Here is a 236-nt window from a genome sequence, read left to right on the forward strand (position 1 = left end):
CGTTCCTCTGCTTTTTTTCGGTTTAAGATTAACACACTAGCAGGTATTCCGGTTCCATAAAACAGACGGGATGGGAGACCAACCACATCCTCCATTAAATCCGATTCCATTAGCACCTGAAGAATTTTCCCTTCTGCGCCACCACGGAACTACACTCCATTCGGAATGAGCACACAACAGACACCGTATGCGTTTAACTTTGACACCCTGTGTTTGATGTATGCAAAGTCCCCGGC

Annotated in this window: 1 pseudogene; it reads right to left on the minus strand. The window is 46.6% G+C overall.

The annotated features are described in order from the left end of the window. A pseudogene (locus Q4550_RS24080) lies at positions 1 to 137 on the minus strand (N-6 DNA methylase); the annotation flags it as partial. Positions 138 to 236 lie beyond the last annotated feature (99 nt).

Source organism: Anaerobacillus sp. 1_MG-2023 (assembly GCF_030547345.1).
Lineage (GTDB): Bacteria > Bacillota > Bacilli > Bacillales > Guptibacillaceae > Guptibacillus > Guptibacillus hwajinpoensis_B.